The 19896-nt window shown below is 61.4% G+C and carries 18 protein-coding genes; 1 reads left to right on the forward strand and 17 read right to left on the reverse strand.

The features are described from left to right. Both JMF85_RS26775 and JMF85_RS26780 read right to left on the reverse strand, forming a co-directional pair. A partial coding sequence (locus JMF85_RS26775; protein ID WP_483874228.1) for a beta/alpha barrel domain-containing protein occupies nucleotides 1-597 on the reverse strand: 597 nt, incomplete at its 3' end. A 25-nt stretch (nucleotides 598-622) separates the two neighbouring features. After that, complete coding sequence (locus JMF85_RS26780) at nucleotides 623-1180, reverse strand: cysteine hydrolase family protein (protein WP_127607902.1); 558 nt, start codon at nucleotides 1178-1180, stop codon at nucleotides 623-625. 335 nt (nucleotides 1181-1515) lie between these two features. Here JMF85_RS26780 and JMF85_RS26785 point away from each other — a divergent pair, with 335 nt between their 5' ends. After that, nucleotides 1516-2046: an SEC-C metal-binding domain-containing protein gene (locus JMF85_RS26785; RefSeq protein ID WP_164751814.1), complete on the forward strand. Its 531-nt coding sequence runs from the start codon at nucleotides 1516-1518 to the stop codon at nucleotides 2044-2046. 225 nt (nucleotides 2047-2271) lie between these two features. On the opposite strand, the gene JMF85_RS26790 is transcribed toward JMF85_RS26785, so the two are convergent. The 15 genes from JMF85_RS26790 to JMF85_RS26860 all read right to left on the reverse strand — a co-directional run bounded on the left by JMF85_RS26790 (nucleotide 2272) and on the right by JMF85_RS26860 (nucleotide 19672). Beyond that, nucleotides 2272-2628, reverse strand: a complete 357-nt coding sequence (locus JMF85_RS26790; protein WP_236596012.1) for a Dabb family protein — start codon at nucleotides 2626-2628, stop codon at nucleotides 2272-2274. A 224-nt stretch (nucleotides 2629-2852) separates the two neighbouring features. Further along, entirely contained in the window at nucleotides 2853-3422 is a 570-nt protein-coding gene (locus tag JMF85_RS26795) for a chromate transporter (RefSeq protein WP_236596013.1), read from the reverse strand. Between the two features lie 7 nt (nucleotides 3423-3429). Continuing rightward, entirely contained in the window at nucleotides 3430-5028 is a 1599-nt protein-coding gene (gene ggt, locus JMF85_RS26800) for a gamma-glutamyltransferase (RefSeq protein ID WP_201319296.1), read from the reverse strand. Further along, nucleotides 5028-6260 (reverse strand): pyridoxal-phosphate-dependent aminotransferase family protein, encoded by a 1233-nt coding sequence (locus tag JMF85_RS26805; RefSeq protein ID WP_201319297.1) that lies wholly within the window; start codon nucleotides 6258-6260, stop codon nucleotides 5028-5030. Before JMF85_RS26805 ends, ggt begins: the two co-directional genes overlap by 1 nt. Beyond that, nucleotides 6257-7585: a M20 family metallo-hydrolase gene (locus tag JMF85_RS26810; RefSeq protein WP_201319298.1), complete on the reverse strand. Its 1329-nt coding sequence runs from the start codon at nucleotides 7583-7585 to the stop codon at nucleotides 6257-6259. Before JMF85_RS26810 ends, JMF85_RS26805 begins: the two co-directional genes overlap by 4 nt. A gap of 30 nt (nucleotides 7586-7615) precedes the next feature. After that, nucleotides 7616-8986, reverse strand: a complete 1371-nt coding sequence (gene allB, locus JMF85_RS26815; protein WP_127607897.1) for an allantoinase AllB — start codon at nucleotides 8984-8986, stop codon at nucleotides 7616-7618. A 46-nt stretch (nucleotides 8987-9032) separates the two neighbouring features. After that, nucleotides 9033-9395, reverse strand: coding sequence for a hydroxyisourate hydrolase (gene uraH / locus JMF85_RS26820; RefSeq protein ID WP_054797881.1), 363 nt, complete (start codon nucleotides 9393-9395; stop codon nucleotides 9033-9035). Then, a complete protein-coding gene (gene pucL / locus JMF85_RS26825; protein ID WP_397376013.1) occupies nucleotides 9392-10903 on the reverse strand; it encodes a factor-independent urate hydroxylase in 1512 nt (503 codons plus the stop codon). Before pucL ends, uraH begins: the two co-directional genes overlap by 4 nt. 24 nt (nucleotides 10904-10927) lie before the next feature. Beyond that, the gene (locus tag JMF85_RS26830) at nucleotides 10928-11455 is read right to left on the reverse strand and encodes a (2Fe-2S)-binding protein (protein ID WP_201319299.1); all 528 of its coding nucleotides are present in this window, start codon (nucleotides 11453-11455) and stop codon (nucleotides 10928-10930) included. After that, complete coding sequence (gene pucD / locus JMF85_RS26835; RefSeq protein ID WP_201319300.1) at nucleotides 11452-13833, reverse strand: xanthine dehydrogenase subunit D; 2382 nt, start codon at nucleotides 13831-13833, stop codon at nucleotides 11452-11454. Before pucD ends, JMF85_RS26830 begins: the two co-directional genes overlap by 4 nt. Nucleotides 13834-13848: 15 nt before the next feature. Continuing rightward, the gene (locus tag JMF85_RS26840) at nucleotides 13849-14742 is read right to left on the reverse strand and encodes an FAD binding domain-containing protein (RefSeq protein WP_201319301.1); all 894 of its coding nucleotides are present in this window, start codon (nucleotides 14740-14742) and stop codon (nucleotides 13849-13851) included. A 39-nt stretch (nucleotides 14743-14781) separates the two neighbouring features. Beyond that, nucleotides 14782-15711 (reverse strand): ABC transporter permease, encoded by a 930-nt coding sequence (locus JMF85_RS26845; RefSeq protein ID WP_054799742.1) that lies wholly within the window; start codon nucleotides 15709-15711, stop codon nucleotides 14782-14784. A gap of 41 nt (nucleotides 15712-15752) precedes the next feature. Continuing rightward, a complete protein-coding gene (locus JMF85_RS26850) occupies nucleotides 15753-16883 on the reverse strand; it encodes an ABC transporter permease (protein ID WP_054797203.1) in 1131 nt (376 codons plus the stop codon). After that, the gene (locus JMF85_RS26855; protein WP_155614455.1) at nucleotides 16880-18436 is read right to left on the reverse strand and encodes an ABC transporter ATP-binding protein; all 1557 of its coding nucleotides are present in this window, start codon (nucleotides 18434-18436) and stop codon (nucleotides 16880-16882) included. Before JMF85_RS26855 ends, JMF85_RS26850 begins: the two co-directional genes overlap by 4 nt. A gap of 90 nt (nucleotides 18437-18526) precedes the next feature. Next, nucleotides 18527-19672 carry a BMP family ABC transporter substrate-binding protein gene (locus JMF85_RS26860; RefSeq protein ID WP_054799741.1) on the reverse strand — a complete coding sequence of 382 codons (1146 nt, stop codon included), beginning with the start codon at nucleotides 19670-19672 and terminating at the stop codon, nucleotides 18527-18529. Nucleotides 19673-19896: the final 224 nt, after the last annotated feature.

Consider the following 19896-nt stretch of genomic DNA (forward strand, 5'->3'; position numbering starts at 1 on the left):
CGTGCCCTTGGCCGGGATGCCGAAGAGCATGCCCGCTCTCACGTTCGACGTTCCATCGAACCCGGCGATATACGCCGCCCGCGCTCCCCAGACAGCGGCATCGGCTTCCTGCGCGCGCCTCGTGCCGAACTCCATTAGCCCGTCCTCGCCTGCGACCTGCTTGACCCGGGCAGCCTTCGTCGCGACCAGCGTCTGGTAGTTCACGAAGTTGAGCAGCGCCGTCTCGATCAGCTGCGCTTCGAATATGCGCGCCTCCACACGTACGAGCGGCTCGTTCGCGAATACGAGCGTTCCTTCCGGGGCGGCGTACAGACTGCCGGTGAAACGGAAGTCGCGCAGCGCCTGCAGGAACGCTTCCGGGTAATTCTCCTCCTGCGTGCGCAGGTAAGCGAGCTCCTCCTCGCCGAACCGCAGGTTTCGCATATACCGCACCACCCGCTCCAACCCCGCGAAGACGGCGAAGCCGTTGCCGAACGGCAGCTTGCGGAAGTAGATTTCAAAGACGGCCTTCTCATTCTGCGAACCCTGTACCCAATGCGCATACATCATGTTGATTTGATATTTATCCGTATGCAGGATCAACTGCTCCTCATTCATCTGCCTTCCCTCCATGTCCTTGCCTCTATAACGTAACCGTCTCCCCGCCGCGAACAATCTTCGCGCCAAGCGTGTTCTGAAAATGCCGGAGCGCCCAGTCGTGCCCCTGCGGATTGAACGAAGCCACCGCATCCTCATGCACGACGAGATCAAAGCCTTTATTGTAAGCGTCGACAGCCGTATGAAGCACACAGATGTCGGTGCAGACGCCGACCAAATGCACCTCTTGAACACCCCGCGCGTGAAGCTTCAGCTCGAGGTCGGTACCGCAAAACGCACTGTAACGCGTTTTGTCCATCCAATCCATGCGGCCGCGCTGCGCCTCGTAGACTTGTTCAAGCCGGCCGTACAGCTTGCGCCCTTCGGTACCGCGAATATTGTGCGGCGGGAACAGCTTATGCTCGGGGTGAAACCGGTCGTTCTCCTCGTGCAGATCCACCGCCATGACGGTGAATGCGCCTTGCTCCGCGAATTCGCGCGCAAGTTCCGCGATCCGTTCCTCGATATCGATGCCCGGCTGTCCGCAAGGCAACTTCCCGACTACAAAATCGACCGTATAATCGATAACAATTAAAGCTTTCATGATAACCCTCCTGGAAAGTAAGTTATGATCGTAAGGATCCTATCCTGTTGATGGTATCATTATGGGGTTAACGTATCGCTTTCGTCCGTCCATTCGATTTTGCCCGATAACGATTCGGTATAACCCTGCTTCCGGCAGGCCTGACCTTCTTGCATCCGGCGAGCGATACACGTTACCTTATTTTAGTATATAGGGAGGCAGCGGAAAATAAAAATTTGCACGTCTCGTACCCCGTTACCGGCCAAGGGTAAATCTATCCTTTTCATAATAAAAAAAAGATATGCTAGAATGGAGAGATGCGATTGTCCATAAACAGCATTTTAGGAGGAAAACAGGTGTTAAAGTTAGGCAGAAACGATCGATGCCATTGCGGCAGCGGAAAAAAGTATAAAAAGTGTTGTCTCGAGGCGGACAAAACCGGGGAACAAAGGCAACTGCGTCCGGCAGAAGCAGCAATAGCCACGCCCGCAAACACGGGAGGCGGTGATGCCATAACGATAGGCGAGGTAAGGAGACTGGCCTTTACGGAAATGAATTGGGGCAACGAAATGTATTCGCAGCTTGCAGACCATCTGATTCAGCAGATGGAGCCCTCTTATGAGCCGGAGCACGTGCTGGAGGCCGTTTCGACGTGGAACAAGTTCTCCACCCTGCGCAAGCCTGTCATTCGTAAAGTTGGCGCGTTCTGCGCTGCTTTGGAGTATATGATCTCCGAAGCCTTCGGACAGCCGACCACCCAAAACAACCTGGCTCAGAAATATCTTGTATCCGCATCGACCGTCGGGAAAAAGTATCAAGAGCTGGTCGAATTTGTTCAGGAGCATGCAGCCGGGTACAGCTCGGTAAGCGAACCGAGGCTGGCTTAAGCAAGCGGAAGCAGGCTCAAGCTATGCTGCGGGAAGCACGAAAGAGAGCTGCTCCATGCATTGGCAGAAGCAAGGTTAGCTTGCGTCCCGAAATTAGGAAGGCCCGAGGTGTCACCGCACCCCGGGCCTTCCGTTTTTGTCGACTGCTCTTGGCCGCAAAATGATCTCCCTAATAATGCCCACAATCGCCCCTATGCCTGTCTCCATTCGATTCGGCTTCTCCTGTTATTTCATCACCGGATAATCGATCACAATGACGTTCTCGACGATCCCGTCCAACAATTGTACGAATTGCTGGTGCACCGGGTGCGGCCCATATCGACGAAGCGCCTCGCGATCTTCAAACGTGACGCGAAGTCCCAGCGTGTAGCCGTGCATATGCTCCGCTTCTTCCGTCACATTCACGCCGGCCGTCAAATCGACAATGCCGGGAATCCGGTCTTTAAAGGACAACAAGACTTCAAGCAGCTGCTTCTCAAGATCCGGACTATACTTCTCGTTAAATTGAAAAGAAACAAGATGCTCAAACATCGACCCCATCACCATCCCCTTCATTTCCTCGTTCATGCTCAATCCCATCATATCATCGGACGAGCCGCCTTCAAACAGCTAAAAGATCGCGCGCGCCTGCGGGCAAGCTCCAGGCTTACGCATATGCTCGCAACCACTGGCTCGCTCTCGGAGTACGCTCCCAAGGCTGCCGGTTCGCCTCCGATTTTCCCCGTATACAGCAATGCACGCGCAGCAAAACCAGCCCCCGGAATCCGGGAGCTCACTAATCGCCTTCCCTGGCTCTATACGCAGCTTCAAGACCCCCGCAGAAAAAACGCCCCGACGACCAGCGCCATCACGATCCCCCAAACGGCATTCAGCTGCAAGTATTGCACCATCACGAAGAACACGCAGGCGATGATAAAAGGAAGAAAGGTCAGCGGCCCCGAACCGTCCGTCTGCCCGAACGCATACTTGGCAAAATCGTAGGCCAGCATCGCCATCATGACGAAAATAACCGGCTGAATGCCGCGGATCATCCCTTTGATATAAGGGTTATGCTCGAGCTTGATCATGACGCCGGCCAAGGCGATCATCATCAGCGCAGTCGGCATAACGACGGCGACGAGCGCCACCATGGAGCCCGGCCAGCCGGCTACTTTATAGCCGATGTACGCCGCCAGCTTGGTGGCGATCGGCCCTGGCAGCGCATTGCCGAAAGCCAGCGAACGGCCGAATTCGGCTGTGTCCATCCACCCGTATTTATTGACGACCTGATGCTCATAGATCGGAATGATCGCCGGTCCTCCGCCATAACCGAGCAGGGTAGCCGTACCGAAGGCGATGAACAAATGCCACAGCTTCGCCAGCATTGTTGTCCACATCGCTAGCTCACCATCCTATCGCCAGGCCGTCCCCGCGAGGATCGGCGGCGCCGCTGAAGCTGCCGTCCGGGTGAATCTTAATGGCTTGAGCCTGCCCGACGACCGGGTCCCAAGGCCCAAGCAGCTCCACCCGATGCCCGCGGGCTTGAAGGTCGCGGATCGCCGCTTGATCAAGGCCGCGGTTTTCCATTCTCAACAGGTCGCTGTCGTCCCCCCAAGTACGGCCGTATACCCAGCGCGGCAGCGCGATCGCTTCCTGCACGCTGCACCCGTAGTCGAGGACGCCGGTCAACAGCGAAAGCTGCGTCTGCGGCTGGCCTTCCCCGCCCTGCGTGCCGACCAGCAGGCACGGCTTGCCGCCCTCCAGCACCATGCCCGGCATGAGCGTATGGAACGTGCGTTTGCCCGGGGCGAGCACGTTGACCTCGTTCGGATCGAGCGAGAAGAACGAGCCGCGATTTTGCAGCATGATTCCGGTATCCCCCGGCGTATAGACGCTGCCGAAATCGAAATACAGGCTCTGGATGAACGAAACCGCGTTCCCCTCCTCATCGACGGCCGCAGCGTAAGCGGTATCTTGACCCATCGCCTTCGAGGCGAACGAAACCCCGTCCGGCCAAGCCATGCGAATGCTGCGGTACTGCGCGCGGGCATGCTCCTTGGATAAAAGCCGTTCGAGCGGAATCGGCGAGAAGCGCGGATCGGTTAAATACGCGTCCCGGTCGCGGAACGCTTGTTTGACAACCTCGGCGGCGAGGTGATAAAAGTCGGCGGAATGCCGGGGCACGCGGTCAAGCTCTTCGTTCTCCAGCATATTCAGCATTTGCAGCACGGAAAAGCCTTGCGAGTTGGGCGGCATCTGAACGACTGTCCGGCTGCGGTACGTCGTCGAAATCGGATCGGTCCATTCGCCCCGGTGCAAGCGGAAGTCTTCTTCCTCCAGCCAGCCGCCGTCGCGCTGCAAGCCCTGCACGATACGCCGCATCAGCTCGCCTTCGTAGAAGACTTCCCGCCCTCCGTCGCGGACCTGCTTAAGCGTCGCCGCCAGCTCGGGCTGCACCAGCCTTTCGCCGATCGCAAGCGGCGCGCCGTGAGGCAGGAAGGTGCGCGCATGAATCTCTTGCTCCATCAGCAGCGGCTGATCCTTGACGATCCAGCGGTGCAAATCGCGCGAAACGGGAACGCCCTCTTCCGTATAACGGATGGCGGGCTCAAGCAGCTGTTCCCACGGCAACCGGCCGTAAGCGGACCAAACCTCCCACCACGCGTCGACCATGCCCGGGACGGTAATCGCGCTCCGTACGCCCCGCTTCGGAATCGCGTCAAGCCCTTCGCGGGCGAACAGCTCCGGCGTTACACGACGGCCCGAACGGCCGCTGCCGTTGAAGCCGCGGAGCTTGCCGAGCGCGGCGTCATATACGAGAAAAAACGCATCCCCGCCAAGCCCGGTCATATGCGGATAAACCGCCGCCAGCGCGGCGCTGACGGCGACTGCGGCGTCAAACGCGTTGCCCCCCTGCTGCAGCATCCTGTTTCCGACCGAGCTGGCCAAATAATGCGGCGACGCAATCATGCCGCGATAAGCGATAGGCATCACATTGTTCATTAGACGTCCCTCCCGTATACATCGAGCGCTGTTTGGACGGCGGCCCCCGCATTGGCCCTGAAGCCGTGCCGGAGCAGTGAAGCTTCTAGCGCGCCCAGCGTGTGCAGCACGTTGCTCTTACGGCCGCTGTAGCCCATCGTGCCGATGCGCCAAATGCGTCCTTGTAACGGACCGAAAGAGCTGGCGATCTCGATGTTGAAATCATGCAGCAGCATACGGCGTACCGATTCACCGTCTATACCTTCGGGGATGTTGACGCAGGCGACCATCGGCAGCTTGCAGGACGGATCGCCGAACAGCTCCAATCCCATGGCCGAGAGGCCTGCGCTCAGCGCTTCTCCGTGCAGCCGGTGGCGGGCGAACCGTTCGGGCAGCCCCTCCTCCAGCACGAGCCTGACCCCTTCGCGCAATGCGTACAGCATCGAAGTCGCCTCCGTATGATGATTAAGGCGCTTCGGGCTCCAATAATCCTGCAGCTGGCTGAGATCGAGATAATTGCTGCGAATGACCGCCCCTTCGTTCGTCGGCGCGTTCGCGGAATCGCGGAGGCCGCGCTCAATGCGCTTGCGGCGGTGCAGCTTGGCCTCGGCCCGGTCGTTGTAGGTAACCGGCGCCATTCCGGAAGGGACGGACAAACACTTCTGCGTCCCTCCAATGACGGCATCGATCATCCATGCATCCGTCTGCACCTCCATGCCGCCTATCGTCGCCACCGCATCGACGACGAACAACGCGTCCAGCTCACGGCAAGCCCGGCCAACTTCTGAAAGCGGTTGCACTCTCCCTGTCGAAGTCTCGCCGTGGACCATCGCGACCAGGTGGGGACGCGTCTCGCGCATGCGCCGGATCACGGCTTCCGGCTCGAACACCGTGCCCCATTCCTGCTCCATCGTCAACACCTCGGCGCCCAGGCGCTCCGCAATCTCGGCCAACAGGTGGCCGAAGCGTCCGTAGATCGGCACCAGCACACGGTCTCCCGGTTCGACCAGGCCGGTCAGCACCGCCTCGATGCCCGATCTGGAGCTGCCGTCGATCGGGTATGCCCAGCGGTTGCCGGTTTGGAACAGCTTCTGCAGCATGCCCATCGTTTCGTTCATGATTTCGGTAAACTCCGGGTCGAACTGTCCCAGAATGGGCAGGGACATCGCACGCAGCACGCGCGGATCGACCTCCACCGGTCCCGGCGTCATAATCATGCGTAGGGACGGGGCTAAATCGCGGTACGGTCTCATGGCGTTTCCCCCTTATAAGCTAGAGCATACAGCAGATCCGCCAAGACGACAATACCTGCGGCAAGGTCTTCGGCTTTCGTATATTCGGCGGGCGAATGGCTGATGCCGCCGCGGCTCGGCACGAAGACCATCGCGGTCGGGCATACCGGCGCCAGCAGCTGCGAGTCGTGTCCGGCTCCGCTGTACATGTGCCGGCAGACGAGCCCGCGGGTGCGGCAGATGCGGTCCAAGGCTTCCGTCAGCCGGCCGTTCATGCGCACCGGAGCGGCTTCCGTCCACAAGCTGGCGGATACGGTCAGCCCGTTCGAAGCGGCGATACGCTCCAGCGTCGTCATCAACTCGCCGCAGAACGCTTCCAGCGCCGCTCCGTCCGGGTGCCGGACGTCCAGCGTGAACGAGGCTCTGCCCGGTACGACGTTAACCGCGCCCGGACTGGCCTCCAGGCGACCGACGGTAGCCACCGTCGGGTCGCCGTAAGCGAGCGCCGCGTCGCGGATCGCGACGATCATCTCGGCCGCGCCGCATAAGGCGTCCCGGCGGTAGGACATCGGCGTCGTTCCGGCATGGTTCGCTTCGCCCGACACTTCGAAGCCGAAGCGTCTCTGACCGACGATCCCCTGAACGATGCCGATCGCAGCGCCTTCCCGCTCCAGCACGCTGCCCTGCTCGATGTGCAGCTCCACGAACGCCGACCAATCGGCCGCCGCAGGAGGCGCCGCATACCGGCCCTGGCCAAAGCCGGCTTCATGCATGGCGGCGGCAAGTGAAACGCCGTCTGCATCCGCTGCATCCGGCGCGTGCCGTGCTTGGTAGCGGCCGGTCACGCTGCCCGAGCCCCAGAACGCGAGCGGGAAGCGGCTGCCTTCCTCCTCCGCAAAGGAGACCAGCTGAAGCGTGCGCTCCGGCTGTCCATACGCCTCCTTCAAATAAGCGAGCGCGAGGGCGCCCGCCACAATGCCGTACGCGCCGTCGTAACGTCCTCCGCGGACGACCGTATCGATGTGCGAGCCCGTCGCGACGACTTCGCGCTCCCGGGCGCCGTCCAATCGGGCATACAAATTGCCGACGTCGTCATAGGATACGGCGAGGCCGCAGCCCGCCAATCGCTCCGCAAGCGCACCCTGCGCCTGCTGCCAGGCCGGGGTGTACAGCAGCCGCGTAACCCCTTCATCCGCATTCGCCCCGCTCCCGAATTGCGCGAGCCAATCCAGCATATGCGCCGCTTCCGCGGCAAAGCGGCGGAGGAGCGCCCCGGTTTCCGGCGGCTCCTTGGTTGGCGCCGGCTCTCCTGCGGCCGCGACTTCCGGCTTCCCTTCGTTCGTCATCGCGTTTCCTCCGTTTCTGCTGCGCAAAGTTCAGGTGCTGTGGCGGAGCCATGCCCCTGCCTCAGCCGCATCCTCCGCCATCGATTGCGTATCCGCCCGGTACGCCTGCCGGCCGCGCACGAACGTCGCGCTGACGCGGCACCCGAACCTTCGGCCGACATAAGGACTATACGCATGCCGCTGCTTCAAATGCCCGCTCTCCAGCGTATACCCCCGCTGCAGATCGGCCAGCGCCAGGTCCGCGTCGGCGCCGACGGCGATCTCCCCTTTGCGGGGATGCAGACCGAAGCGCACGGCCGGATTGAGCGACAGCATACGGCACAACAGCGGGAGCGGCAGGCCCCGCTTCAAATGGCCTTCGTCCACCATCAGCTCCAACGAGCTTTGCGCGCCTGCAATGCCGCCCCAAGCCTGAAAGAAATTCGAGCTTTGCTTCAGCTCCAGCGGACTCGGGGAATGATCGGACGCGATGATGTCGATTTTGCCGTCCGCCACCGCCTGCCACAGCTTCATTTGATCCTCGGCGCTTCTAAGCGGGGGCGCGCACTTGGCGACCGGTCCCATCCGCTCCATGTCGTCTTCGGTCAGCACGAGGTAATGCGGGCAGGTTTCAACCGTCACATCCAAGCCGCGATCCTTCGCTTTACGAATAATCCGAACCGATTCCGCACTGCTGATATGGACAAAATGCAGCGCGCACCCGGTCTCGCGCGCCATTTCGAGCGCTTGGCGCACAGCGGTCCGTTCCGCGGATATCGGCCGGGACGCCGCGTAATCGCGAGCGCCGGTGCGCCCTTCGCGGATCGAATGCCCGGCGAGCGAAGCGACCATGCTTTCATCCTCGGCATGCAGCGCCAACACGCGGTTCAGCCTGGCAATGCGCTTCATGCCTTCCCGCAGCGTCGCATAGTCGGCGCGCCGGAACCGTTCTTCGCCTTCGCCGCCCGGCTCGGACATGAACGCCTTGAAGCCGATCACCCCGGCCGCGGCAAGCGGTTCAAGTTCCTTCAGGTTGCCCGGAACGAGCCCGCCCCAGAGCGCATAATCGACGCTGGAGCGATTCGCCGCCGCCCGCAGCTTCTGGGACATGGCCGCCACCGAGACGGTCGGCGGCAGTCCGTTCAAAGGCATATCCAGGAAAGAGGTGCAGCCGCCGGCGGCCAGCGCCTTCGAACCGCTCTCGAAGCCTTCCCAATGGCCCATGCGCGGCTCGTTCAAATGAACGTGCGCGTCAACCATCCCCGGCAGCACATGAAGTCCCCGGGCGTCAAAGTGCCTTGATGCTTCACCCGTGATATGTTCGGCCAACCGGACGATCCGGCCGTCCGCTACGCCGATATCCAGACGGCGAACTTCGTGCCGCAGCACGACAAGCCCGCCGGTTATTTTCAAATCCAGCATACGCCCATCCCCTCTCGGCCTCGTCCGTGTTCCCCGCCCGGCGGATTCAGCTGCCCCGGTACGTGCTGTATCCGCCCGGCGCGACCAGCAGCGGCACGTGGTAATGCTCCTGCCCGTCGGCTATGCGAAATCGAACCGGCACCTGCTCCAGGAACGTCGGCACGCTGGCGCCGCCTGCCGTCTGGCGGGCGCTGTACCAATCGCCGACGTCAAAAACAAGCTCATAGGTGCCGGCCAGCAGATCGCCGCCGGCCAGCAGCGGCGCATCCAAGCGCCCGTCGGCGTTCGTCGTCGCTTCGCGCAGCTTCACGGCTCCTTCCGGCGTCATCCGGTATAACGCGACCCGCATCCCTGCGGCAGGCCGGCCGCCGGACAGCTCCAGCACATGCGTCGTCAGACGCCCGCTCATGTGAGGGCGGCTCCCTGCGCCTTCTGCGCAGCCTGCGCTTCAGCGAGGTCTTCCTGCGTCATGGAGAAGCCCTGAAACCCGAAAGGCGGTCTAGGCTCGGTAAATACCTTGGCTTCGGAAGAGCCCGCCGCCGACTCCGCTACCGTTTCCCACGTGCGGTTGTTCGACTCGAACCAGATGCGCCCGAGCTGCGGGAAACGCTCCAAGATGCGCAAGCCGATCACGTAAATCAGACTTTGAATGGACGCGCTGTTCACCTCGTGAAACACGGTATGCGCGATATCGGCGATTTGCTCGGGGGCCGCGTAAGCTTGGCCGTCGAGGGCGTCGTCGGCCTTCGCGTACTCCCAACCGATGTTCAAATAAATGAACAACGGGCGGTTGAAGCTCTCCGGCAGCGTCGTATACTCGTCGCGGACGAAATTCGCGAAGGAACTCCCGCTGACTTTGATCAAATGCAAATTCGTGATTTCGGCCGATTGCTTGACCGTCTCCAGGCTTTGCCCGGTCCGCTCCACGCGAACCGTAAATCGTCCGCTCTCGTTGCGCGAGCGGCGGTACACGAGCCCGCTGCCGCGAAATTCGCCGTTCCCCGCCGCAATCGGCACCGCATCGAACGGCAGCCGCTCTGCCGACAGCTCAACGCCGGACATATGCGCGTACTTATGCAGGAGCAAGCACGCCGCATGACGAAGGAACGCTTCAACCGTCGAGCCCTCGAAATCGGCGGCATGCCACAGCATGAAATTTTTCATCGAATCGGTCGCCACCACCATGCTGTTGTCCGCTTGCGTGAAAGAAGGCAGGAACGCATCCCCGCTGACGGAAACCGTGACATTCAGGGCGAAAATGACATTGTCCGACCCCGTATAGGCCGATTCGGGAATCGGGCTGACTTCAAGGGGTTTGACATACGTGCGGTAGACGAGCACATCCCCTTTGCCGTAATACATGGTTCGTTTGCCATAGCCGGTAGTCATAACGCAATCGTTCCCTTCCTGTAGAATCAAATCGTCCAGCCGAAAACGGGTAATTTTGGCGATCTCCGTCATCGCTTGACGCTGCTCTTGTTGCACATTGTGTTCGAGTCTGGCCTGCATGGCTTCGAGAATCAGCTCCTTGGAGCTGCCCTTCACCGCCATGATGAACGGGAATCCGAATTTGCCGGTATACGCCGTATTGATGCGGGTAAACATGTCGTATTCGTCGACGCTCAGCTCGTTCAACCCGACGCCCCGCTGCTCTTGGACCGACATCTCGCTCATCTGGAGACGCCCGGCCAAATCCGGGTGCGCCCGGAGCAGCGCCAGACGCTCCTCCCGCGAAGCGCCGTCAACTACCCGCAGCATCGCGCGGTGCAGCTGCTCCGAGTCTGCGAAAGGCCGCGCCGCATAAGCACGCTCGGCAACCCATGGCGAATGCTCGAATACCGCGCCGAGCGCTTCGACAAACCCGGCCTGCGTCATTCGATTCAGTTGGCCGATTGAAATGCGATGGATCGTTGTCATTCGCGGTTCCGCCTTTCTCCTTTCTCAGGTAAAATCGCGCTCGCTGGCATTGCGCCGCCCGCACCTGTTCCGCACCGCAGCGTCCGCAGCGCGCATAATGCCGCCGTACCCCGTGCAGCGGCACAGGTTGCCGGACAGCGCCTCCTCCACGTCGTCCCGGCTCGGAGCCGGGCACTGGTCAAGCAGGCCGACCAGAGAGACGGCCATTCCCGGCGTGCAATATCCGCATTGAAAGCCGCCTTCCTCGAGGAAGGCTTGCTGGACCGGATGCAGCCCGCCGTCGTCGCCGGCCAAACCTTCGATCGTCGTGACCGAGCGGCCCTCCACCTGATACGCCATCAGCAAGCAGGCATTCATCGGCTTGCCGTCCACCAGCACCATGCATGCGCCGCAGCGGCCGATTTCGCACGAAATCTTCGTGCCTGTCAGCCCGAGATCCTTGCGCAGCACATCCACCAAACGGCGTTCGGCGGCAACCGCCAGCTCCAAAGGCTTGCCGTTCAAGGTACAAGCCAGCCGGGTCTCCTGTTCCGGTTGCGGCAGACTGCTCATCGCGCTCCCCCCTCTTCAAACGGATCGTCCGCCATAAGCTCTTCCGGGTTGATGGGGAGTGAAGTTATCCACTTGCCGACGGCGTCACGGACGGCGGCGGCGATGGCCGGAGCTACGGCGACCGTACCGATTTCGCCGATCCCCCGCGGACCGAACGGATCGCCCTCCGGCAGCCCCTCGATTGCATCCAGCAGGAAGCCGGCGGGCGTATCCTTCACCGTTGGAATCAAATAAGCATCCAGATTGCGGGTCAAGTATTGCCCGCCCTCCATGACAGCGTCCTCCGTCAGCGCAAATCCGATGGCCATGTGGCTGCCGCCTTCAATCTGCCCGACATACCCCATCGGATTGACGACAGGTCCGGCCGCGACCGCATGGTACTGATCGGTCACCCGCACACGTCCGGTCAGCAGGTTCACCTTGACTTCGACGGCCACCGCCGTGTACGTATGCAAGAAATGCGCCCCCACCCGCTCATCCGGCGTCGTCGGAAAGTGAAACGCCGTCTCGCAGGCGATCGGCGTTTCCGTCCGTTCCGACAGCTCACGGTATCGGATGACCGGCTCCGCTTCGCCGCTTACCGCCGTTCGCCAGATGCCGCCCGGACCGGTCTTCAATTGATCGGCCGGAACGCCGGTCAGCCTGGAGGCCGCTTCGAGCAGCTTTCCCGCGAACGGCGCCTCCATTCGCTGAAGCGCCTGCCACATCATGCTCGTCGCCCGCGAGGCGGTGCTGGAGCCGCTGTGCGGCACGCGGGCCGTATCGCCGATGACGAGCTCCAGATCTTCCTTGGCGCAGCCGAACCGCTCCGTCAGCATGATTTGCAAGGAAGCGAGCAGCCCTTGCCCGAATTCCTCGTAGCCGAATGCCGCTTCAATGCGGCCTTCGGCATTCAGGCGGAGGCGGCCGCCAGCCGGGTCCGGAAGACCGAAGCCAAGCCCGGAGCCGTGCATGGCGATGGCGGCGCCAATTCCCCTGCGCAGCCACTTCTCCCGGGTGCTGCCCGCCCGTCTTTCGCCCATCGCCGGCCACGCCTCGCGCTCTTCGCCCGCCTTCGACGATCCCGCGAGCTCTTCATTCGCGGCCGGCCACGCCGCCTGCTCTTCCCGCGCCTTCCTCCGCATCAGCTCGGAGCCGGCCACCGACGCCCACACCTGGCGGGCGCCGTCTGTCGCCACGATCCGCTGGCCGAACGGCCCGGGATCGTCCGCTTCCCGCAAGTTGCGGCTGCGCAGCTCCCACGGATCGATGCCCGCCGCTTCCGCCAGCCGGTCGAGCTGCCCCTCCATCGCGAAAATCACCTGATTGCCGCCGAAGCCGCGAAACTCGCCCGATACGCCGTTGTTCGTATACACGGACAAGCCTTCGATCGCGACGTTCGGAATCCGGTAAGGCCCCTGCGCGTGTTCCGTCGCGAAGTTCAAGACCGGTTCGCCCAGCGTGGCGTAAGCGCCGGTATCGGCCACGATGCGCACCTCATGGGCGAGCAGCTTGCCGTTCGCGTCCATTCCCGTGCGCATCGTCACGCTCATCGGATGACGCTTCAATCCGGCGCGAACCGATTCCATCCGCGATTGGTGCAGCTTGACCGGCCGGCCGCTCTTCAAAGCCAGCAGCGCCCCGTAGGGCTGCACGTTCAGTTCGTCCTTGCCGCCGAACGAGCCGCCGATCGGACTGGACACGACGCGAATGCTCGGCTCCGGCATCGCCAGAATACGCGACAGCTGAAACCGGTCTTTATAGCCGTGCTGCGTCGGCGCATAAACCGTAAGTCCTGCGCCGTCCGGCTCCGGGACGAACAATCCGCCTTCGGTTTCCATATAGACGTGCATTTGACGCGGGGTCCGGTACGTATTTTCCGTAACGAAAGCACAGGCCGCGAACGCCTGCGCGGCATTCCCCCGCTCATAATCGGTGCGATGCAGCACGTTCCCGTTCGGATGCAGCCTAGGCGCATCGGGCCGCAGCCCTGCTTCCGGGCTGTCGATGACCGGCAGCGGCTCATAGACCACCTCGATCAGCGTCAGCGCATATTCGGCCAGCTCCTCGGTTTCAGCCGCAACCGCCGCCACGGCATCTCCGGCGAAACGCACGCGATCCTCGCACAACACCGGCTGATCGGGAACCGCGATACCGAACAGGTTCAAGCCCGGCACGTCGCGATGGGTAAGCACCGCATGAACCCCCGGCAGCCGCTGCGCCCGGCTCGTGTCGATGGACAAGATCCAGGCGTGCGGATAAGCGCTTCGCAAAATTTTGCCGTACAGCATGCCGGGCATGCCCATATCCGTCAAATACGCCAGCCGTCCGGTCACCTTATCCGGTCCGTCCGGGCGTATGTGCCAGCGTGTTCCTGCCATCGTTCTATCCAGTCTCATCCTGCCCCTCCTCTCTCAGTCCCCCCGGCAGCCGGCGCGCTCCTCCAGGAACGCCGTCAGCAAATGGGCGGCTGCACGCTTGCGGTATGCCGCCGTAGCGAAAGCATCCGCTCCGCCGTCGAACCCTTCCATCACGGCTTGATGCACGCTGCGCCTCAAGTCCGCGCTCCATACGCTTCCTTCCAGCAGCGCCTCAGCCTCCGCCAGCCGGCAGGCGACCGCAGCGGCGCTGCCGGCGGCCAACCGTACGCCGCGCAGCCTGCCCGCCGCATCGAGCCGAAATTGTCCGGCTACCGTCACGACGGAAGGACTGAACCCTTCGCGCCGCCCGACTTTCTCGTAATAGCCGCAAGCCTCTTGGTCATCCGCCTTCCTGCTCCAGCGAACCTCCTTCAGCAGGCGCGTCTCCTTCGCGGAGCCTCCGACCGCACGCCGCTGCTCCAGCCAGGCGCCGACCGGCTCGGCCACCGACCCGCTGCCGTCGTACCATACCAGCTCTGCATCCGTCACGGCCAAAGCGGGCAGCGAATCGCCCGAGGCCGACATGACGTTGCCTCCGATCGTACCCAGGCGGCGAATGGAGGGAGCCGCGATACGGCGGCAGGCTTCCTTCAGCAAGGACGGAGCGTCCCCCCATCGCTGACAAGCGGCGAGCGTCACGCCCGCACCGATCCGAATCGCTGCCCCGCCCGCTTCGCATACCTGCAGTTCCGGTACCGATTCAAGGCTGACCAGATGCCCCGGCATGATCGCCGTCCCCGCTTCCCACTGCGTTCGCAGCAGCGTGCCGCCGGAGACGATCACGGCCTGCTCGCCCAGCGTCCTCTTCAACTGCCAAGCTTCCGCCAGCGTTCGCGGCTGCCACACCCGCTTCCGCATATCCGGCAAGGGATATTCGCCAACAGCCATCCGCCTCACCTCGCTTTTCCAGACTCATCACGTTCACCTCTAGTGGCGCTGCTCCCGCAAATACGGAAGTCCGAGCGCTTCGGGGCCGCCCGAAGGCTTGCTGCGCGTTTTCCAGCCGACATACATCAGTACGCCGATGGTGATCAGGTACGGCATCATTTTCAGAAAATACGAAGGAATCGGGGTTCCCAGCAATTGAATGCGGAAGCCCAGGGCATCAAGCCCGCCGAATAAATAAGCGGCGAACAAAGCGCGAACCGGATTCCAACGGGCGAAAATAATGAGCGCCACCGCGATCCACCCGCGTCCGGCCGTCATCCCTTCCGTCCAGCTGGGCGAATACGCCAGGATCAAATACGAGCCGGCCAAGCCCATCAGCATCGAGCCGAGCACGACATACGTGTAGCGAAACAGCGCCACCGGAATGCCCATCACGTCCGCCGTCCCCGGACTATCGCCGACGGCGCGGAGATGCAGCCCCCAGGACGTACGGTAAATAAGCGTGTGCAGCGCGACGACGAGCACCAGGCTGAACCATACGATCCAATCCTGATGCGCCAGCAGTCTGCCGGCGAACGGCACGGCTTCCAGCCACGGCAGATCGAGCTTCGGCACGGAGCCTGGAATCGGCTGGCCGCTGAACTTTTTGCCCAAGTAGGCGCTTAATCCGGTGCCGAACAGCGTAATGGCCAGACCGCTGACGGTTTGGTTCGCATGCAGCGTAACCGTCAATAAGGCGTGCAGCCCGCCCAACAGCGCCGTACCCAGCAGCGCCGACAGAAGCGCGAGCCCCAGGCTTTGGGTCGTGATATAAGTCATGCAGGAGAGCACGGCTCCCATCAGCATGATGCCTTCCGTACCGAGATGAATAATGCCCGCCCTCTCCGATAAAATCCCCCCGAGCGCGGCAAGCAGCAGCGGGGTCCCGGCGGAAATCGCCGCGATCAGCAAAGTAATCGTGAATTCCAACGTGAACAGCCCCCTTCGACCGCCGGTCGACTCCCGGCTCCTTATGCTTTATCGCTGCGGCTGCGGCGCAGCCGGTATTTTCCGAAGTGATCCCCGGCAATCAGAAAGAATAAGATCGCGCCCTGGAGCATCAGCGACATGGACGACGGCAGCCCGATCGTCTGCACGCTGTAGCCGCCGACAATCAGTGCGCCGAATAGCACGGACGACACAAGCAGGCCGGCCGGATTCAGCTTGGCGAGCCAAGCGACGATAATGGCCGTATACCCGTAACCGGGCGACAATCCGTACATCAGCCGGTGCGTCACCCCGGACACCTCGCTCATGCCCGCAAGTCCGGCCAGGCCGCCGCTGATCAGCATCACGACGATAATGTGACGGTTCACCGCGATCCCCGCGTACTTGGCCGCAGCCGGATTCGCGCCGAGCAAGCGAAGCTCGTAGCCCCAGCGCGTGTAGTTCATCCAGACCGCGTATAGAATGACCGCGACCAGACCGTATACCAGCCCCAGGTGAAGCCGCGAGCCGCCCAGCGTCAGCAGCTGCTGCGCCGGCGGAAATTCCGCGGTGCCGGGGAAGTTCATCCCTTTCGGATCTTTCCAGGGACCGAACACGAAGAAATTCAGCAATAGAATCGCCACATAATTCAACATTAAAGAAGTAATCAGCTCGTTCACCCGGAACAGCGTACGAGGCAGGGCCGTCAGCAGCCCCCACAGCGCGCCCCCGGCCATCCCGGCGATCATCATGACGGGAATCGCCCAAAGCCCGCCGAGCTCCGGCCAATAAATCGTAACCGCCGTCGCGGAGATCGCACCGGCGATCAGCTGTCCTTCCGCTCCGATATTCCAAATCGAAATGCGGTAGGCGAACGAGACGCCGAGTCCGCATAACAGCAGCGGAATCGCTTTGACCATCGTTTCGCTGATGCCATAGCTGGAGCCGAAGGCGCCTTGAAGCATTTTCAAATAAACGGCGATCGGGTTCATGCCGTTCAGCGCAATAAACAACCCGCAAAACACCAGCGCCAGCCCAACCGACACGATCGGCATCCACCATACGCCAGATGGAGCGGAGTTCAGCTCCAGGCGAAATTTAGGCTTGTCGGCGCCCCCGGCTTCCGCCGTCTGCGCCTTTGCTCCCCAAGCTCCGGCTGAGGGTTCGGTACTCATATGGCTTCACCTCGCGATTCCGGTAAGCCGGCCATGGCGGAGCCGATATCGCCCCGGTCCAACGTCCCGGCTCGAAATTCGGCTTGAATCGTGCCGTTAAACAGCACGAGCACACGATCCGACAGCTTGATTACTTCGTCCAAATCCTCGGATATGAGCAGGATGCCCGTTCCGCCTTCGGCGAGCTCCCGAAGCATGCGATGCACCCCGTCAGCAGCCCCGACATCGAGACCCTGCGTCGGATGCACGGCAACGAGCAGCTTCGGCTTCTGCTCCGCTTCGCGGGCGAGCACAAGCTTCTGCTGGTTGCCTCCGGACAGCTGGCGCACCGGCGCGTCCAGACCGGGCGTCTTGACGTCGAACTTCCGCACCAGCTCCTCGGCCCACCTGCGATTTCCCCCTTTTCGCAAGAAGCCGAGACGCGAACGGGCCGGGGTACGATACGACTTGAATAATAAATTATCCGTGACGCCGAGCGATCCAGCTAAGCCGCTTTTCATCCGGTTCTCCGGAATATGGGCGACACCCAGCTCAATCAGCCTGCGCACGCTGGGCGTCTGCAGCTCCCGGCCGTCGTATACGACCGTACCCGACTGCCAGGGGCGCAGTCCCGTCAACGCTTCCGCCAGCTCCTTCTGCCCGTTGCCGGCAACCCCGGCGACGCCGACGATCTCGCCCTTGCCTACCTGCAGCGTAACGCCCTGCAGCGCCTGACGACCATGATCCGCGTTCACCTGCAGCCGCTCCACGGCGAGAATCGCGCCAAGCGCCTTCCGCTGATCACGGATCGGCGACGGACCGGCATGATTCGCTGTTGCCGCCTCGATCGACCGCCCGACCATCAGCTGCGCCAGCTCCTGTTCCGACGTATCCGCCTTGGCGACAGATGCGATCATCTTTCCTTTGCGCATCATGGACATCACATCGGCAACCGCCATGACCTCCCTCAGCTTGTGGGTCGTAATCATGACCGTCTTGCCTTCCTGCTTCATCGACCTCAGCGTGCGGAACAGCTCTTCCGCTTCTCCCGGCGTCAACACGGAGGTCGGCTCGTCGAGGATGACGATGTCCGCCCCGCGGTATAACGTCTTCATAATTTCCACGCGCTGCTGCTCGCCGACGGACAGCTGCCAGACCGGCCGGTCCATCGGAACGCTCAGGCCGAATTTACGAGCCAGCTCTTCCAGCTCCCGCTGCTTGCTCCGCATCCAGCCTTTGCCTCGCCAAACGCTGCCGCGCTGGCCCAGTACAATATTCTCCGCTCCGGTCATCGCCGCCACCAGCCGAAAATGCTGGTGGACCATGCCGATCCCGAGCTTCATCGCGTCCTTCGGACCGCGAATGTGGACCGGCTTCCCGCCGATGCGAATCTCGCCTTCGTCCGCGCGGTACACGCCGGATAATATCGACATGATCGTGCTCTTGCCGGCCCCGTTCTCGCCGAGCAGCGCATGAATCTCGCCCCGCCGAACGGACAGGTCGACGCCGTCGCTTGCGGTTACCGGGCCGAACCGCTTTAGGATACCGGTCATTTCAAACGCATATTCCGTCATTCGAGTCAGCCTCTCTTCTTCACCCGGGGCCTTCGGCTAGCACAAATCCCTTCGCGGTTACGAAGGGATTTGCATCATGGGAAGCCCGTTTTATTTCGGGATCGTGCCTTCAACCCCTTTGACAAACCAGTTCGTGCTTAAAATATCCGCATCCGCCAGCGTCTTGCCTTCTTCCACCTTCACACTGCCCGCCGCATCGTAGATCGGCCCTTTGAATACGTCAAGCTCGCCGCTCATCACCTTGGCCTTGGCATCCTCGACCAGCTTCTTCACGTCGTCCGGCACGTTCTTGCCGAGCGGCGCCAAATCGACGATGCCGTCCTTCATGCTGCCCCAATATTGGCCGGGCTTCCATTTGCCCTCCATGACTTCCTTGACCACTTGCGTGTAGTAAGGGCCCCACTTCCATACCGGGGACGTGATGTACGCTTCCGGTGCGAACCGCGACATATCGGAATCGTTGCCGATGCCGAACGCACCGCGCTCTTGAGCCGCCTGCAGGCTGGCCGGAGAGTCCTGGTAAGCGGCGATGACGTCGGCGCCTTTGTCCAGCAAGCTGACGGCGGCTTGCCGCTCCGTCGCCGGATCGTACCAGGTGTTGCTCCACACGACGTTGACTTTCGCGTCCGGATTGACGCTTTGCGCACCCAGCGTGAACGCGTTGATGTTATAAATGACTTCCGGAATCGGGAACGCGCCGACGTAACCGATCACGTTCTTTTTCGTCATTTTACCGGCGGAGATGCCTGCCAAATAGCTGGCCTGATAATTGCGTCCGAAATAGGTGCCCATATTGTCGGCCGTTTTGTAGCCGGATGCGTGCATGAAGATAACCTTCGGAAACTTCTTGGCGACATTCAGCGTGTATTCCATGTAACCGAAGCTTGTTGTAAAAATGAGGTCGTGGTTTTGCGCCAGCTCCGTGATCACCCGCTCGGCATCGGCGCTTTCCGGTACGTTCTCGACGAAATCAGCCTTGATGCCCAGCTCCTTCTCCATCTGCAAACGCCCTTGGTCGTGCTCGTACGTCCAACCGCCGTCACCTGGAGGTCCGATGTAGACGAATGCGACGCGCGGTGCCTTTGTCTCTGTCGGCTTCGCCGCCGTATCCGCAGGCTTCGGATCAGTCGTCCCTGTCGCAGCCGGTTTCGCACTTTCTTGCGAACAACCGGCCACCCCCACAATCATGGCCAAAATCAACATCAATGCCGCCGTCCATACCTGAGTCAGTCTCATTGCGCTCTCCTCCGCATACATGATTTAGATCATTTCGTTTACTTGGGCACCATCGTTGTCTTTGAAGTAATTTCACTATAAGTCAGCGGCATATATACGTCAATTAATATGACATTATTTTGTTTTTTGTGCTAAAAAGATGAGCTGTTTTTGTGAAATAATCACCTTTATCGGTATATACATAACATATAGTTAACACTACACGGAGCTTTCTCGTATATTCG

Source organism: Paenibacillus sp. EPM92 (assembly GCF_016586185.1).
GTDB lineage: Bacteria > Bacillota > Bacilli > Paenibacillales > NBRC-103111 > Paenibacillus_G > Paenibacillus_G validus.

Excerpts from the sequence above, each read along its gene's own strand:
- allB (WP_127607897.1), bottom strand. The coding sequence starts at position 8,986 with ATGCTGGATTTGAAAATAACCGGCGGGCTTGTCGTGCTGCGGCACGAA.
- JMF85_RS26810 (WP_201319298.1), bottom strand. The coding sequence starts at position 7,585 with ATGACGAACGAAGGGAAGCCGGAAGTCGCGGCCGCAGGAGAGCCGGCG.
- pucD (WP_201319300.1), bottom strand. The coding sequence starts at position 13,833 with ATGAGACTGGATAGAACGATGGCAGGAACACGCTGGCACATACGCCCG.
- JMF85_RS26805 (WP_201319297.1), bottom strand. The coding sequence starts at position 6,260 with ATGAGACCGTACCGCGATTTAGCCCCGTCCCTACGCATGATTATGACG.
- pucL (WP_397376013.1), bottom strand. The coding sequence starts at position 10,903 with ATGACAACGATCCATCGCATTTCAATCGGCCAACTGAATCGAATGACG.
- JMF85_RS26795 (WP_236596013.1), bottom strand. The coding sequence starts at position 3,422 with ATGTGGACAACAATGCTGGCGAAGCTGTGGCATTTGTTCATCGCCTTC.
- JMF85_RS26790 (WP_236596012.1), bottom strand. The coding sequence starts at position 2,628 with ATGATGGGATTGAGCATGAACGAGGAAATGAAGGGGATGGTGATGGGG.
- uraH (WP_054797881.1), bottom strand. The coding sequence starts at position 9,395 with ATGAGCGGGCGTCTGACGACGCATGTGCTGGAGCTGTCCGGCGGCCGG.
- JMF85_RS26830 (WP_201319299.1), bottom strand. The coding sequence starts at position 11,455 with ATGAGCAGTCTGCCGCAACCGGAACAGGAGACCCGGCTGGCTTGTACC.
- JMF85_RS26855 (WP_155614455.1), bottom strand. The coding sequence starts at position 18,436 with ATGACGGAATATGCGTTTGAAATGACCGGTATCCTAAAGCGGTTCGGC.
- JMF85_RS26860 (WP_054799741.1), bottom strand. The coding sequence starts at position 19,672 with ATGAGACTGACTCAGGTATGGACGGCGGCATTGATGTTGATTTTGGCC.
- JMF85_RS26840 (WP_201319301.1), bottom strand. The coding sequence starts at position 14,742 with ATGGCTGTTGGCGAATATCCCTTGCCGGATATGCGGAAGCGGGTGTGG.
- ggt (WP_201319296.1), bottom strand. The coding sequence starts at position 5,028 with ATGAACAATGTGATGCCTATCGCTTATCGCGGCATGATTGCGTCGCCG.
- JMF85_RS26850 (WP_054797203.1), bottom strand. The coding sequence starts at position 16,883 with ATGAGTACCGAACCCTCAGCCGGAGCTTGGGGAGCAAAGGCGCAGACG.
- JMF85_RS26780 (WP_127607902.1), bottom strand. The coding sequence starts at position 1,180 with ATGAAAGCTTTAATTGTTATCGATTATACGGTCGATTTTGTAGTCGGG.